General features: G+C 37.0%; 16 protein-coding genes. 4 read left to right on the plus strand and 12 right to left on the minus strand.

The window, feature by feature from the left end:
• Positions 1–313: 313 nt before the first annotated feature.
• The 3 genes from AB3M96_RS16910 to AB3M96_RS16920 all read right to left on the minus strand — a co-directional run bounded on the left by AB3M96_RS16910 (position 314) and on the right by AB3M96_RS16920 (position 2,930).
• The gene (locus AB3M96_RS16910) at positions 314–1,279 is read right to left on the minus strand and encodes an alpha/beta hydrolase (RefSeq protein WP_412968850.1); all 966 of its coding nucleotides are present in this window, start codon (positions 1,277–1,279) and stop codon (positions 314–316) included.
• Between the two features lie 57 nt (positions 1,280–1,336).
• Complete coding sequence (locus AB3M96_RS16915; protein ID WP_412968811.1) at positions 1,337–2,032, minus strand: N-acetylmuramoyl-L-alanine amidase; 696 nt, start codon at positions 2,030–2,032, stop codon at positions 1,337–1,339.
• Positions 2,033–2,126: 94 nt separating this feature from the next.
• Positions 2,127–2,930: an RDD family protein gene (locus AB3M96_RS16920; protein WP_412968812.1), complete on the minus strand. Its 804-nt coding sequence runs from the start codon at positions 2,928–2,930 to the stop codon at positions 2,127–2,129.
• 109 nt (positions 2,931–3,039) lie between these two features.
• On the opposite strand from AB3M96_RS16920, the gene AB3M96_RS16925 reads away from it, so the two are divergent.
• Positions 3,040–4,020, plus strand: coding sequence for a stage II sporulation protein M (locus tag AB3M96_RS16925; RefSeq protein WP_412968813.1), 981 nt, complete (start codon positions 3,040–3,042; stop codon positions 4,018–4,020).
• Here AB3M96_RS16925 and AB3M96_RS16930 read toward each other — a convergent pair.
• The 8 genes from AB3M96_RS16930 to AB3M96_RS16965 form a co-directional block, all read right to left on the minus strand.
• On the minus strand, positions 3,998–5,356 hold the full coding sequence (locus AB3M96_RS16930) for a DUF58 domain-containing protein (RefSeq protein WP_412968814.1): 1,359 nt from the start codon (positions 5,354–5,356) through the stop codon (positions 3,998–4,000). The two genes, AB3M96_RS16925 and AB3M96_RS16930, sit on opposite strands and share 23 nt — an antisense overlap.
• Positions 5,307–6,236, minus strand: a complete 930-nt coding sequence (locus AB3M96_RS16935; RefSeq protein ID WP_412968815.1) for an AAA family ATPase — start codon at positions 6,234–6,236, stop codon at positions 5,307–5,309. The genes AB3M96_RS16930 and AB3M96_RS16935 overlap by 50 nt, the downstream gene beginning before the upstream one ends.
• On the minus strand, positions 6,233–7,366 hold the full coding sequence (locus AB3M96_RS16940; protein WP_412968816.1) for a DUF4350 domain-containing protein: 1,134 nt from the start codon (positions 7,364–7,366) through the stop codon (positions 6,233–6,235). Before AB3M96_RS16940 ends, AB3M96_RS16935 begins: the two co-directional genes overlap by 4 nt.
• A gap of 3 nt (positions 7,367–7,369) precedes the next feature.
• On the minus strand, positions 7,370–8,023 hold the full coding sequence (locus tag AB3M96_RS16945; protein WP_412968817.1) for a DUF4129 domain-containing protein: 654 nt from the start codon (positions 8,021–8,023) through the stop codon (positions 7,370–7,372).
• Positions 8,024–8,047: 24 nt separating this feature from the next.
• The gene (locus tag AB3M96_RS16950) at positions 8,048–8,962 is read right to left on the minus strand and encodes a DUF7847 domain-containing protein (RefSeq protein ID WP_412968818.1); all 915 of its coding nucleotides are present in this window, start codon (positions 8,960–8,962) and stop codon (positions 8,048–8,050) included.
• A 188-nt stretch (positions 8,963–9,150) separates the two neighbouring features.
• On the minus strand, positions 9,151–9,531 hold the full coding sequence (locus AB3M96_RS16955) for a gamma-glutamylcyclotransferase family protein (RefSeq protein WP_412968819.1): 381 nt from the start codon (positions 9,529–9,531) through the stop codon (positions 9,151–9,153).
• Between the two features lie 68 nt (positions 9,532–9,599).
• The gene (locus AB3M96_RS16960; RefSeq protein WP_412968820.1) at positions 9,600–10,619 is read right to left on the minus strand and encodes a serine hydrolase domain-containing protein; all 1,020 of its coding nucleotides are present in this window, start codon (positions 10,617–10,619) and stop codon (positions 9,600–9,602) included.
• 193 nt (positions 10,620–10,812) lie between these two features.
• A complete protein-coding gene (locus tag AB3M96_RS16965; protein ID WP_412968821.1) occupies positions 10,813–11,283 on the minus strand; it encodes a hypothetical protein in 471 nt (156 codons plus the stop codon).
• A 311-nt stretch (positions 11,284–11,594) separates the two neighbouring features.
• On the opposite strand from AB3M96_RS16965, the gene AB3M96_RS16970 reads away from it, so the two are divergent.
• From AB3M96_RS16970 to AB3M96_RS16980, 3 genes are all read left to right on the plus strand, one after another.
• Entirely contained in the window at positions 11,595–11,903 is a 309-nt protein-coding gene (locus tag AB3M96_RS16970; RefSeq protein ID WP_412968822.1) for a PadR family transcriptional regulator, read from the plus strand.
• Positions 11,904–11,918: 15 nt separating this feature from the next.
• Positions 11,919–13,103: a chromate transporter gene (locus tag AB3M96_RS16975; protein ID WP_412968823.1), complete on the plus strand. Its 1,185-nt coding sequence runs from the start codon at positions 11,919–11,921 to the stop codon at positions 13,101–13,103.
• Positions 13,104–13,311: 208 nt separating this feature from the next.
• Entirely contained in the window at positions 13,312–13,536 is a 225-nt protein-coding gene (locus AB3M96_RS16980; protein WP_412968824.1) for a protein kinase family protein, read from the plus strand.
• 18 nt (positions 13,537–13,554) lie between these two features.
• Here AB3M96_RS16980 and AB3M96_RS16985 read toward each other — a convergent pair whose 3' ends face one another.
• A complete protein-coding gene (locus tag AB3M96_RS16985) occupies positions 13,555–14,853 on the minus strand; it encodes a uracil/xanthine transporter (protein ID WP_412968825.1) in 1,299 nt (432 codons plus the stop codon).
• Between the last annotated feature and the right edge of the window lie 111 nt (positions 14,854–14,964).

Below are 14,964 nucleotides of genomic sequence, written 5' to 3' on the forward strand. Positions count from 1 at the left end.
TCTTATCGACCGAGATTCCTTCTCTTTCCAATTCTCGGGCGATTAGAACACCTCTTATCGACCGAGATTCCTTCTCTCTCCAATTCTCGGGCGATTAGAACACCTCTTATCGACCGAGATACCTTCTCTCTCCAATTCTCGGACGATTAGAACACCTCTTATCGACCGAGATTCCTTCTCTTTCCAATTCTCGGGCGATTAGCCGTCTCTCACTGAACAAAAACACACCTCTCACCACTTCACCGGCAATCAACACCACACTCAATAATCTACACAAACAAAAAAGACACCTGCCAAAAACAGGTATCTCCTACTAACTAATATACTCCCCAACAAACTCCCAAATCGTGTTCCAGTAAGTCTCAGGGTTTACTTTTTCTGCTTCTCCATGACCGGCACCAGGGATGATAAGTTTGTCTTTTTCAACATTGGCTGCTTCATATACCTCGTCTAGCATTTCATAAGGCACGAAGGTATCTGCATCGCCATGTATAAACAATGTTGGTGTTTCACTTTTTTTAATTTGCTCAAGTGATGATGCTTCAGCTAAATCATACCCGGCACGAATATTCGTAACCGTGTTCGCAGCATTAATAACAGGAAACGGAGGTAGTCCAAATAAATCGTCAAGCTGATAAACAAAGATATCCTTTACAGTGGAATAGCCGCAATCCTCTACAATAACCTTAACATTGCTTGGAATGTCTTCACCAGATGTCATCATAACGGTTGCTGCGCCCATCGACACACCAAATAGAGCAATTTCTGCTTCTGGATCCTTTTTCAGTACTTCATCTATCCAAAGCAGCATGTCTTTTCGATCATGCCAGCCCATACCGATATAATCTCCCTCGCTTTTGCCATGACCACGTAAATCAGGAGCTAGCACATTGTAGCCTTGCTCGTAAAAGTTTCGGACATAGCGGATCATATGTGTACTATTGCTTGTATAACCGTGGACAACAATCGCCCATTTGTTAGAATTATCTTCCTGTTCATACACATATCCGTTTAACTTCAACTTCAACTTATCTTCAGAAACCACTGTTAAAGTCGATGGTTCATGATCTTTCTTAAACTCTGCATCAGCGATTTCGTTTACTTCCACTAGGTCAGCTGACACTGCTTCCGTTTCTTCAAGATGTGGATTATCCTCCAGAAATTCTTTTTCCTGATTCGCATTCAATGCAAAGTTGTAAAAATAATTCCCTACAAATCCATATGCCACTACTAAAAGTACAACAAAAATTCCTGCAGCAATTCCCCACTTTATCTTCATTTCTCTACTACCTCTTTTCTCTTTCATTAACAAAAGCATGTGAGTTTCCACATGCTTTTAAAACCCTATTTGAGTCCAATCAAATAATGAACCCGGATCTGTTTTTCGATCTAGCGCATATTCATCATGTCCAATTACGTGGCGTCGATCTTGTAAAATGGATGGATTACGTTTTAGTATATCATCCACCAATAATCGTAATGTCTTATATTGTGCGTCCGTGTAGCCTTGTAGCGAAGGATCAATTTGTACAAATTTCTCTTCAGGAATGATCGCAGTCATTTCTTCCTTGGTTCCAATAGCTAATAGTTCAATTCCAATTGAGTATTCATTCATGCGATCTTCGTAACCAGGAAAACCAGATAAAGACCCCTTACCTGCATGATAAGCTACCCGATCCTCTGAAACCAACTGATAAATGTTCCCATCACGGTCAATCATATAATGAACCGACAAACCATAGTCAAGAAAAATCGCGTTCACATCTCTTACATTATAAGGATCCTTCGGATTATTCGCTGCATTACTAATGAAATGAATCATCAAATGTGTAATTTTTTCGGTACGCTCTTGCGAATGATTATCTGGTAGAAAATAGTCGATGGAATCCACATTTGGCCTCACAGGTTCTTTCTCTTTCGAAACACTCTTAGCTGAAACATGTAGTACTTCTTTTTCTTCCACTATTACACCTTCTTTACCAGAACATCCGACTACTAAAAAAATAATAAAACATATCCCAAATTTCTTCATGCTAAAATCTCCCACTAAACACGGTCTTATATCCTAGTATTTGATCGATACCTATTTAGATTATACATGAGAAATAGGACTTTAGAAGGAGTTTTTACAATTCGAATTCCCAATCATCCTTTAGGTATAAATAGAGAACAAGAAGTGCATTCTCTAGTTCTTCTTCTGTTTTTCCTTGTATCTCAACACCTACTATTGGAAGTAAAAGATCAGAGATTTGCTTCGTTCTTCTCCATTTTTCATCTGGTCTTAGATCTAAAAGTCGGTTGGAGTATGTTTGCAGTAGCTTCCATTCCTTGTTACCAAGAGACTTTAGTGCCCAGTCATCTATAACGAGAAACTCCTTAGATAAGCCCCTTTTCTCAATTTCTTTTTCAAGTGGTGTTTGTTTCTTACCTTTTTTTGAACGTCTTTCATGTACAACAATTGTACCTGCCACCAGGTCACCAATTCGTTTATGCTTTGAGTGAGTAAAAATCATTACAATTCCTAATAAATAGCTAGCCGGTAATGAATCAATGATACGAAGAAAATTACGTATAAAGCTGGATAGTAACGTGATACTATGGCCGTTTTCTTGTATTACTCGAATACCAACCCATCTTTTACCGAGAGTTTTCCCTCCAGAAAAGAACTCATATAGGAAAAAGTAGCTCCAATTTAAAATAAACAAAAGAATAATGGTTATAGCAATTGGTAATGATCCTACTTCCATAAAGAACCACGAATCAGGTCCTCCATATAAAACAAGTAACAGAGTGATAAAGGTAACAACATTAATTATTGAAAGTAGAATTGTATCAATTAAAAATGCAGCTGTTCTACTACCGAGGCCAGCAAGCTGAAATTGAAGTGAGACGAATTCAGGTGTTTTTATATTTGTTTGTTCGTGATTCAACAGATTTCCCCCATTTCTTGGCAGTTTTTTCTCTATAGGTGTTTCTATTTATCTGTAATATTACTATAATAAGAATATTCCGTGTTAGAAAAACTGAGGTGTCTACATAATGAATATAAAGCAATTTGTTAAACTTCATCGTGAAGAGTGGCAACAACTTGAAACCTTAATCGCGACCTTACAAAAAGGTAGAGGTTCAAGAACGAGTGATGATATTAACCAGTTTCATAGACTTTATCAAAAGTCAGCACAGCATTTATCCTATAGTCAAACATATTTTCCGAATGAAGAGGTTACCCCTTATCTTAACGGATTAGTTTCAAAGGCTCACAACCTATTGTATAAAGACCAAGTATCCAGTTTTAAACAAATTCGATATTTTTTCAGTACCAAGTTTATTGGCTTGCTGCTTGAGCAGTGGCGATTTGTTATTGCTGCAATGATTCTTTTTACAATTGGTGGTCTTGGTGCCTTTATTTCTGTTATTAATGATCCTCTTCACCTATTTTCCATTCTCCCTGCAGATATTGCACAAGGAGTTAGCCCTGAGCATTTAGGGAGTCAAGACGGTTCAGTAGATTCCCCTACCATGTCAGCAAGTATTATGACAAACAATATTCAGGTTGCCATTTTAGCTTTTGCTGGCGGTGTCACTTTCGGATTATTAACAGTATATATGTTGATCTATAATGGGATCATCGTCGGAGCTCTAGCTGGGTTGTTCTGGCATTATGGTAAAACCTATGATTTCTGGGCTTACATCGTACCACATGGAATGATAGAACTTACTGCTATTTTTATAGCTGGTGGTGCAGGATTACTAATGGGATATAAACTTTTCGTTCCTGGTCAATTTACGAGAGGTTACCAATTAAAGTACCAAGCAAAGCGCTCGGTGCAGCTGTTACTTGGTACCATTCCTCTATTTGTTATTGCCGGGATTATCGAAGGATTTATTACCCCTGCTGCTATCTCTCTTGAAGCAAAATATACTGTAGCATTTATTACTGTGATTGGTTTAGTTCTATATGTAATCACAGGTAAACTGTTTTTAATGAAAAAACAAGCTACAGTAGGTTACGATTCATAATATCAATATAATAAGAGACAGCTGTAGCTGCTAATTTTTCTTCCTGGGCCTCAACCATTATGAGGCCTTGTTTTTCCCATTTTCGCTTTTCGCGCTTTTTCACGAGCATCTGCTGCTGAGCCATACTTTTAAGCATCGCTGCTTGAACGGTAGCTGGAGCCTCTTCTACACGCTTCTGTAACGTAACGTCCTCCACACCGATCATAATAAAATAATGCCGTTGTCTTAATCGTTTTAAATAAAGAAGCGCACTTTCTTCATGTAAAAATGTATGGACATCACTAAATAGTAAAAGTAAGCTGCGTTTTTTCTGAACGGTCTCTAAATATGTAAAAACGGTTCCATAATTTGATTCCGCAGCATCTACCCTAACGTTATAGATTGATTGCAAAATGGTTTGCAAATGTGCCATACCCTTACCTGCTGGTACAAAAACTTTTACTTCTTTCGAGAAAGCTAAAACAGATACATAGTCGCCTTTTTGTAAAGCTGCAGTTGCTACCGTAATCGCAGATTCAATCGACTTTTCTAAACGGTTGCCTTTTTTAAGCTCGGCACCCATCATCCGTCCACAATCTATTAAGATCGTAATATATTTTCCATGCTCCGGTTCATACTCGTTCGTCATAACCTCTTGAAGCTTTGCGGTTTGACGCCAGTTGATTGTTCGAGGATCGTCACCTACTACATAGCTGCGAATCTTCGAAAATTCGCCTGCACCACTATGTTGCTTTCGGATTTTCACGCCATCATATAATAAAAACTTCTGAGCATTTTCAAGGTACTGCCTTGTTTCTGTTAAATCGGGTATAACTTTAACAGTATTTGATACTGAAAAAGTCACTTGTTTCTCCCACAATCCCAATGCACTTTTATAACGCAAATAGAGTTTACTAAAGTCATAATCACCACGAACGGTGGGAACAGCTACATATGTAATCAAATTAGTTGTTTCGCTAGAAACTTTATCACGTAAAGGAAACTCCGTATCAAACGTATGTGGAAGGCCATCAATTAATCGAAAAGATAAACCATATGATGAATGATTTACCAATTCTATTTCAACATTAATTGGAAGTCCTCTTTCCATCTCTTCCTCATTTCTACGTTTTACAGAAAGCTCTTTTTTTCGTGGTGAAAACAATAAATCTACTAAACTACCCAGAATAATAACGATATTTCCAACAATGACATAGCTCCAGGACATTTCAAATGGTGCAAACATTAGAAAACCTATGGATAGTAAAAGAAGTACAAGCAGTAATCTCGGTGTTGGGAGAATGCCCCTATCTAGGAACAGGAACCGATCCCACAAGTTCTTCAATGATCTCGTCAACGGTTACTCCCTCCAATTCTACATGTGGAGATAGTTGAATTCTGTGTCGTAGAGCTGGTCTTGCCACCATCTTGATATCATCAGGAGTCACATAATCACGTCCTGCTAAGTACGCCCATGACTGTGCAGCTTTTCCTATAGAAATCGCCGCTCTTGTACTAGCACCAAAACGAATGCTTTCTGATTCACGCGTTCTACGAACAATGTTCATGATGTATTCAAGAACACCTTCACCAATTGTAACTTGTTCAATTTCTTTTCTAATTTGTAAGAAAGTTTCAATATCAAGGACAGAAGCAGCATTTGAGTTTAAAAAGCTTTGTTCAATCACTTGCTTCACTACATTTTTTTCTTCCTCAAAACCTGGAAAATCAATTTGTAGCTTAAAAAGGAAACGATCCTGCTGAGCCTCTGGTAAACGATATGTCCCCTCAAATTCAATTGGGTTTTGAGTGGCAACAACAAAAAACACATCTGGAAGTTGATACGTTTCACCTTGAATTGTTACTTGCTTTTCCTCCATCGCTTCTAGTAACGCAGCTTGTGTTTTTGCAGGTGTACGGTTAATTTCATCAGCTAAAAGAATATTTGTAAAAACGGGTCCCTTTAATGTTTGAAAAGAACCTTCCTTCATGTTGTAAATCATACTTCCAGTAATATCACTAGGTAATAAGTCTGGAGTGAACTGAATTCGATTAAAGTCCCCTCCTAAAAGAGTAGCAAGGGTTCTGACCATTTGTGTTTTCCCTGTACCTGGTACACCTTCGATTAATACATGGCCACCTGCCAAAATAGCAGACAATAATAGTCTCAGGTTTGTGTTTTGTCCTAAAATCCGTTGTTCGTATTTATCTAATAAGGATGTGATTTCTGGTTTCATCCTTGCTCCACCTCTTTCCGTAATTCATCCAGCTTCTTCGACCAAAGCAAGTACTCTTGCTTTGATAAATTTTCAGCAGTCAAGACTCTCGTAAGATCTTTTAAATAGGTTTTTATGTCACTCGGCTTTTGAGTAACCCATCTTTGTTCAAGCTTGGGAGCAATGTCTGTCCACTCCTTGTGATAAGCAATCCCCCATTTCTCTTGTAACAAAAGCTTCACATAATCCGCTTGAATGGTTAGTGAGTCGTGATAATAACGACCTCGTAAATACCAGGCGCTTAATGCTCGGATTCCTTCATCACTAAAACGCACTGTTTCCTCTCTTGGAACGACAACCGGTCCGAAACGCTTACCTTTATACCATAGCCATAAAATAATAAGGAGTGCACCTTGTAAAAGCAGCACTAAAAACCAGCTTGGGTAAAGGGTAAAAACAGTAGCACCATTTTTGTCACCGTGTAAATATTCATCAATCAAATATGTATGGTATTTGTCTAATTCTAAAAGCGATAACACGAGTGGTATGTGATCATAGTTTAATAGATTTTGATTCATGACCCACTCTGGAGTAATTGAAACAATGAGCTTACCTTCTCCGACCGAACGACTCACCGCGATAATCCCATACTCATCTTCTAATACAATATCATCCTGATCAGCATTGATTATCCGAACTGAAGAGCTTACATCTGCAGAGTATTCAACACCACTCATGTCGCGGACCTTATCATCATCATTATCTGCAAAGTCTATCGCTACCGGTAAAGCATTTATATCGAACATCCCTTTAGGGTTCGATTTCAGTAATAGGATTGTATTTCCGGCTTCCATAAACTCCTGATAAGCTGACATCTCCTCTTGTTCAGGTGTAAAGTATGGCTCTACCATTATCAATAGTTGACTATTACTCTTTGGTAAGAGGTCTGGAGAATGAGTCCATCTATTTACGTCGTAATCATCATGTAAATACGTATATAAAGCTTTTACACCTGTTGGAGAAGGGGAATCAGAAACATAGCTGGGATATGATTTTGGATTATAAGATTGTATAAAATAACTTACCAGCAAAAACAGGATGACGAGTCCTGAAAGCCACATCCAAATTTTTCGTGAAGATTGTTTCTGCATATGTTACCCCCTCTCTCCTTTTAGTTCGCTTGTCACATCAGCATCAGAAAGCCAAACCATTGTCTTTTCACGGAATTGAGTATATTCATCTTTTCCTATTTCATGTTCTCCATAGGTTACTTCATCAAAAACAAGTGCTAAGTGATAAAATTGATCTGCCCATGTCTGATTTACTTTACGCAGCTCATCAAAATACTCCCAGTTTGTTTTCCAAATTTTTGCTTCCAGCCATTCTTTTTCATGAAAATATAGAAGCAACGCAAGAAACAGGTGGCGGGTTGCTAATGAATACTGCCCGGCTTCCTCCTGTTTCATTGCTTCTTGGAAATGCTTTTGATAAGACCAGTTTAATTCCTTCATGGAATGAAGAGGCTTATTTTGCTTGAAGTTACGATTTCTTTTTGTATTTCTCACAAGTAGAAAAATGGAAATACCTAACAGAATGAGAATTCCTATTACAATAATAGCTAAAATGATATCAGCAGCACCATTAGCTGTCTCAATTGATGGGAATATATTTGAGAGAAGGTCTGAAAGCCATTCTTTTGCTCTCTCCCACAATACCTCAAAAATATTTCTCGATTTATCGTAATAAACTTGATACTCCTTGCCATCAAGTATGTCCTCGAATTTTTCTCTTGCTTCATTTGTTTTCATATTTGATCACCTAACTTACCTAGGTTAATAACGAGTTTTATATTCATCAATCATCTCATCTAAATCTTCAGCATCATGTCTAATTTTCAAATCTAAGTACATTACTGCATACCCTACAGCAAAAATTAAAGTAGTAAATATCGTAACAATATTAACGATAAGTGTTAATAAAACGCTGTTCCCTAGGAAAATCCCAAAACTTAATTCAACTGCAAAGCTAATACAACTAATGATTAAGAAAAAAATGATATAAAGACCAAACGATACCCATGCACGGCCTTTTGTTAAACGCCAGCTTCTAGTAAAACCTGGTGCCTCATGATCAAGTACAACTGAACCAAAATAAAAACTCCAACGAGTTAGTAAATAGCCAATTCCAACAAAGAAAAGTAATCCAAGAAATAATGCAAAAATAACTCCTATAAATGGATTAGCCATTGCACTAAACACACCAATAAACGTAACAATCATGATGGGAAGAAAAATAACCCCAAAAGTAATAAGTCCAAATAAAATATTACTACCTAACATTGACCAGAATTTCTTGAATCCCTTTTTAATTACAGATCCAATGCTATATTCTTCACCTTTTCGAATATGATTAATAGCAATTAAGATTGCAGCTTCTGCAACAGGAAACAAAACTACACTTGCAAGACCAATAAATATTGTGCCTAAACTTGCACCTAACCCGATATCTTGAGCATATGCCCCTTCATCGAAGCTATTGGAAAACTGAGTAAACCAATCATCGCCTACTCCCATATCCCTAAAAAAGCTTGCACCTGAAGCTACTAGTATAATGGCTTCCAACAAATAAATAGGACCCATAAAAACAAGTAAAATCAAGAAAAAATCCCTAAAACGTTTCTTACTTAAACTAAACGTAAGATCAAGAATCTCACCAAATCCCTTTGGCCTAGAAAATTTCGTATCCAACATCATTTCCCCCTATGTATAAAAAATTGCTAATATCGCCTATTTTAACATTATTCTGCCATAAGTAGAGTAATATTTTGTAAATTATTTTGGGACAAGGTCGTTTTTTGCGAGATGTACGGAGACTGTTACTATCTTTTCAAAATCACTTCCTTTACACATAGAATCGAAGAGGTACTACTTATTTTTTATTTCCGATAAGTCTTCCAATCACCCGACTCAATTTTATGATTTCGTTCTTGCAAATGAGAGCCCGTCACATAAACAAAAGCTTCGGTAAAAGGACCATCTTGGTATACTACCTGACAGATTCTTTCATATAAATTAGATTGGCTACCTTCCGTATAGCCTTCAAGCACATCCAATCTTTGTAGAATCTCATCATTCACTTCATACACCTCACCAATAACCTTAGAAATTGTACTCGGTTTTAGAACTGGATAACCATAACCCGTATCATGAAGTTCTCCAAATACCCAGCAATTATCTGAAAGACAAACGGACTCCTTTAAAAGATAATGGTTTTTTTCTCCTTTACGCAGCGTGCCATACACAAAAACTTTATTCATAGATCAAACCTCCTATCGTAAATAAAGACGCTGTCTAATAACTACAGCGTCCTTTGTCTCAATGCATTCTATAAGTTTTCTTCAATAACCTCAGTGATAGTATGTGGTCCAAATGATTGATTTGATGGTATTACCACCTTCAAACCAGAAGACGGGTAAAATGAAGATGCAAAGCTAACACCCGGGTCATACCCCATCACATGATATTTAAAAATTTCTGAACCTCTCTTAGAAATCCAAATGCCATAGCCATAATATTCATCATCTTCTGCTTGGATATGAGGTGTTAGAAGTTTCTCGGTATTTTCAGAAGATAATAATCGATTACTTAACAAGGCTTCCCATAGTTTCATCATATCTGGTGCCGTGATAAAAGCTCCACCATCGGATCCACCCATTATAGGGATTGAATACATATTCGTTCGCCAAGTTCCATCTTCTTCATCTATATATCCAATCGCAGTATTTTTCGGAAGATGATTGAGTGAAAAATAACCTGAACCCTCCATCTCACAAGGCTTGAATATATGCTCTTCTACATACTCTGTAAACAATTGCCCTGTTACTTTCTCAACAATTAACCCTAACAGTATATATCCTGCATTGTTGTAGTGAAACCTCTCTCCTGGTGAAAACATCATTTTATTATGTTGGAACAAAGGTAAAAATTCCTGTAAGTGATTCATCAAATACATTGGTTTACCTTTCCAAAGCTCCTCAAAATCATCCATAACGTCTTCATCAAAATAATCAGGAACACCCGAACTATGTGTTAATAAATGGTGAACTGTAATATCCTGATCAAAGTTTGGAAATTCAAAATCTAAACAATCTAATAACCTTGTTTCAGGTGAGAGTAACCCTTTTTCAAACAATTGACTTATAGCAATTGCTGTAAATAACTTACAACCAGATGCAATTCCGAATTTAGTTGTAACAGTATTAGGTAACTCATCAGCGCGATTTGCTAAACCATTCGCTGACTCTATCAAAATATCATTCTCTTGTTTCGCTAAAATCACGCCAGAGAACGTAAGTCTTTCACAAACATTCTCTACAGCTTTACTCTCTATTTTTACACTCGACATGTCAATACTCCCTTATGCTTTATTCCATTGGCTAGTAGGTACGGACAACTTATATGCGGTTAACGACTCTACTAAAACATACCATACTTACCAAAATTATACCAACGGAACAGGAAAACATTACCTTTTTCGGTATCTTACCGTAATAATTGTAAAAATATTGTGGGACAAGGGACCTGTCCCCATGTCCCACTTAAATATATCCTCTTGCTTTTTCGTAGAGGTATTGGATAGCATATAGGATGTATGCTTTGTAATGGATGTAAAGAAAAAATTGAAATCGGCTAAGTCGGTTTAAGCGAATTATTTTCATTTTCTTGAAGACATCCATTATTAGAAAAGCAAATATTCCATCGGCAACCACATTGAGGAATATAAACTTTTTAAAGTTACCGAAAGAAAACTTAAGTAACCACATAGAGAGAGGCATATACGGACCAACGCTAAAAGGTAGTTCATCTTTCAAGAAATTTTTCGGTTTATCAAAAAACTTCCACCAGCTGCGTCTATGACCGATAAGATGATTAATGATTTCAAAAACCACGATTACAATACCCGACAACGAATACCTTTTAAAATCACGTTTTCCGATAAATAGTAACGTTAGCCAGGGAACAATTACAATACCAAGATTAAACAAGAAATGTCTCTTTGATACCTTCATGAAAATCACCTCACCCTACAATTTCTATATTATCGTATCCAAAATTGTAAAAAAAAACCGTTCATTTGAGCGTTCAAATAACTTAGTGGTTGAGAGGCAGTAATTGGTACCGTCATCTTTCATTTAAATCCCACCACATAAGCCAATGAAACAACCCCCTAACTCACAAATACTCATCAAAAATGGCCAAGTTTGTAAAGAGTATGTAAATTTTTTATTATAGTGTTTAGAAATGTTTATTCTCATGCTATAATACCGATATCGAGTTCCGATATTGATTTCCTATATCATTATAAAAGAAGGTATAAAACATGGAAGACAAAATACTTCGTAAGCTTTTTCTTGGGTTTATTCAAATTCATATTTTACACCATGCTAAAGAGCACCCTATTTTTGGCTCTTGGATGCTTGAAGAATTAAGAGAACACGGTTATAGCATCAGCTCCGGAACCTTGTATCCGATTCTTCACAGCATGGAGTCTGATGGATTGCTGAAAAAAGAAGAGAAAAATGTGGAAGGAAAAATTAGAAAATACTATACAACAACTGAAAAAGGAAATTCGGTACTCGTAGAGGCAAGAAATAAAGCCTATGAGCTCTTTAAGGAAATCAAAGAATAACGAGAGGTGAACAGATTGAAGAATAATAAAAGTTACGGATCTCTTCTGGAAATATTACTTGTTTCTAGTAGACTTGGTTTGACATCCTTTGGTGGCCCTGTTGCACATCTTGGGTATTTTCATGAAGAATATATCCGCAGAAGAAAATGGATGGACGAAAAAAGCTATGCAGACTTAGTGGCGCTTTGTCAGTTCTTACCTGGTCCCGCCAGTTCACAAGTCGGGATAGGTATCGGTGTTATGCGTGCTGGTATCCTTGGCGGACTTGTCTCTTTTATTGGATTTACACTCCCTTCTGTTATTGCACTTATACTATTTGCATTGATTCTACAGGGGCTAGACATTGGTGATGCCGGATGGATACACGGCTTAAAATTAGTCGCTGTAGCAGTTGTTGCACATGCTGTTCTTGGAATGGCTCAAAAGCTTACTCCTGATAAAACAAGGAAAGCTATTGCATTGTTGGCGCTAGTTGGCACTTTGTTGTGGCAAACTGCATTTACACAAGTTGGGGTCATTCTCATCTCAGCAATTCTAGGTTATTTAATTTACAAAGACCAAAAGGATTCTGATGAGTCTAGCATAAACTTTCCTATCTCACGTACATTTGCTTTGGTATGTTTAGCCTTATTTTTCGGGTTACTAATCTTATTACCAATATTACGAGAAATTACCTCTCTTCACTGGATTGCCATGTTTGACAGCTTTTACAGATCTGGATCGCTCGTGTTCGGAGGAGGACATGTTGTTTTACCATTGTTAGAACGAGAATTTGTACCAACAGGATGGTTAAGTGAAGAAGCATTTTTAGCCGGATATGGTGCTGCACAAGCGGTTCCAGGACCTTTGTTTACATTTGCAGCCTACCTTGGTGCAGTTATGAACGGATGGCAAGGCGGTTTACTTGCAACTGTCGCCATCTTCTTACCTGCCTTCCTCCTTATACTAGGTACCCTTCCTTTTTGGGATTCTTTACGTCGAAGCCCTAAAGTGAAAGGAGCTTTAATGGGTGTTAATGCAGCAGTTGTCGGAATTCTAATTTCCGCACTCTACCACCCAATTTGGACCAGTTCAATTCTTGGACCTATTGACTTTGCTTTTGCTGCTATCCTCTTTAGTATGCTTGTATATTGGAAACTGCCACCTTGGATTATTGTTGTAACAGGAGCTGTCGGTGGAGCATTGCTATCATTACTATAAACCAAAAAAGACTACCTATGTACTGCACCCCAGAAGTTAGAGTTAAAAATCTAACTTCTGGGGTGCAGTACCCTACTTGGTAGTCTTTTTTCATGACAGTTCGTTTTTATCTAATACTCTACTAAATGAATTCCAGCTATTTCAGCCGAAAAAAAGTATCCCCAAAAATAAGGCCTACTCATATTATAATTGAAAGGAGGTAATTAAAATGAATAAATGGCGCCAAATGCCACTTAACCAACAAAACCAAGCTCAAATACTAGCTCAGCAAAACTTTTTAAAGCATGCTGCATTAGAGTTACATTACGAACGACAGAAGCTGGCATTCGCAAATAATCACGAACTGTATTATCGTTATGCAGAATTACAGTACTATCATAAATCTAGAGCATTTTTTTATAAAAGCTATTTCTCTGCCACTGCTTTTCTATAGGGTCTAATCAAAATAAAGCTAACTTCCAGCTGTTTTTTCAAATTCCTCCCACTTCACAACTCTCTCTAAAATGATTGATATCAGGACTCCCATTGTTAACCCATTTGTAATAAACGGTTGAATGAGTATTGGTAAGCTTGAAAAAACTGAAGGCGATATCTTCATTAGACATACCCCTATTAATACGGGTGCGGCTAATCGTAAAATAGTATTAGAATTAAAAGTTTTTCCATTCAAACTGCTAAAAGCTGTACCAAATAACTGTAAATATGCAACAAATAAAACTGCATTTCCTACTGAAAATGGCATCGTAGTTAGGAACGAACCAAAGATTGGGATAAGACCCATTAAAGTAAGCAAGCCCCCTCCAATAAAAAATGGTTTGAGTTGAAAAATTCTTGTACTTTGTAAAAATCCAATCGAAGAAGTATATGGTGTATAAGGTACAAGTCCGAACCCTGTTCCAAATATTGTGAAGATGGTTGTAATTAAAATTGAGTTTTTAATTTGTTTTTTAGACGTTTGCTTATGTAATAGATTTGCACCTGCTTCAATAGAAGCAATCGTGTTGCTAAGATTCATGAGTACCGTAAAACAAGTTACTGCTATAATTCCATATTCTAAGTTTGGTATTCCTAATGGAAATAAAGTAAAACCCCCACCAGATGAAGTCACTGCCTTTGTTGTAGTCTCAAAAAAGAGTACATCATAAATAATCCAACCAACTACCAACCCAATTAAAATCGAAAAATTACTAATGATTTTATTTCCTTTAAGCTTTAAAAGAGCTACAAAAACAACGACACAGACTGAAAATATACTGCCAGATATGTCAATTGTTCCTTGCTCTGTTTTTGGAAACATCCCTTCAAAAAAGATAAAAATTAGCTGAAAGGTTAATAAAAAGAGATAGACTGACATTACCATTGGACTGAAAATCTTCTGTAAAAGAGAAACTCCGTTAAAAATAACTAAAATAATGGTCAATAGACAGGCAATTAGTATACCAGAGGCGATTCCACCGCCAATTTGAGGCAAACTCATTCCCATCGCTGAAGCACTTAGCCCTAAATTTAACATAACACCCCATAGCAAACCTGCATGGCCCTCCATAATCGGAAAGCGATGTCCAAGCCACCCCTGAAACACACACGCTAATCCTGTAAAAACCAAGGAGCTTCTCATCATCATTTCCGTCGTTTCAGATGATAGCTCGAATGCAGTACCTATTGAAATAGGGACAACAACAGTGTTAGCAAAAATAAAGAACAACCATTGAATGGAAGAAAAAAAGGTTACTGAAAACTGTTTATTCATACAATCACACTACTTTCTACTCTAACGATGTCAAAAAAAACAACTAAACTACATTATAATACAAAACTCATTTTTTAAAATAGATTACTAGTAAAGGGTTGAGGTTCTATT

Source organism: Ferdinandcohnia jepli, assembly GCF_047246645.1.
GTDB lineage: Bacteria > Bacillota > Bacilli > Bacillales > Bacillaceae_L > Ferdinandcohnia.

Excerpts from the sequence above, each read along its gene's own strand:
- AB3M96_RS16970 (WP_412968822.1), top strand. The coding sequence starts at position 11,595 with ATGGAAGACAAAATACTTCGTAAGCTTTTTCTTGGGTTTATTCAAATT.
- AB3M96_RS16940 (WP_412968816.1), bottom strand. The coding sequence starts at position 7,366 with ATGCAGAAACAATCTTCACGAAAAATTTGGATGTGGCTTTCAGGACTC.
- AB3M96_RS16965 (WP_412968821.1), bottom strand. The coding sequence starts at position 11,283 with ATGAAGGTATCAAAGAGACATTTCTTGTTTAATCTTGGTATTGTAATT.
- AB3M96_RS16910 (WP_412968850.1), bottom strand. The coding sequence starts at position 1,279 with ATGAAGATAAAGTGGGGAATTGCTGCAGGAATTTTTGTTGTACTTTTA.
- AB3M96_RS16935 (WP_412968815.1), bottom strand. The coding sequence starts at position 6,236 with ATGAAACCAGAAATCACATCCTTATTAGATAAATACGAACAACGGATT.
- AB3M96_RS16955 (WP_412968819.1), bottom strand. The coding sequence starts at position 9,531 with ATGAATAAAGTTTTTGTGTATGGCACGCTGCGTAAAGGAGAAAAAAAC.
- AB3M96_RS16925 (WP_412968813.1), top strand. The coding sequence starts at position 3,040 with ATGAATATAAAGCAATTTGTTAAACTTCATCGTGAAGAGTGGCAACAA.
- AB3M96_RS16960 (WP_412968820.1), bottom strand. The coding sequence starts at position 10,619 with ATGTCGAGTGTAAAAATAGAGAGTAAAGCTGTAGAGAATGTTTGTGAA.
- AB3M96_RS16985 (WP_412968825.1), bottom strand. The coding sequence starts at position 14,853 with ATGAATAAACAGTTTTCAGTAACCTTTTTTTCTTCCATTCAATGGTTG.
- AB3M96_RS16945 (WP_412968817.1), bottom strand. The coding sequence starts at position 8,023 with ATGAAAACAAATGAAGCAAGAGAAAAATTCGAGGACATACTTGATGGC.
- AB3M96_RS16915 (WP_412968811.1), bottom strand. The coding sequence starts at position 2,032 with ATGAAGAAATTTGGGATATGTTTTATTATTTTTTTAGTAGTCGGATGT.
- AB3M96_RS16980 (WP_412968824.1), top strand. The coding sequence starts at position 13,312 with ATGAATAAATGGCGCCAAATGCCACTTAACCAACAAAACCAAGCTCAA.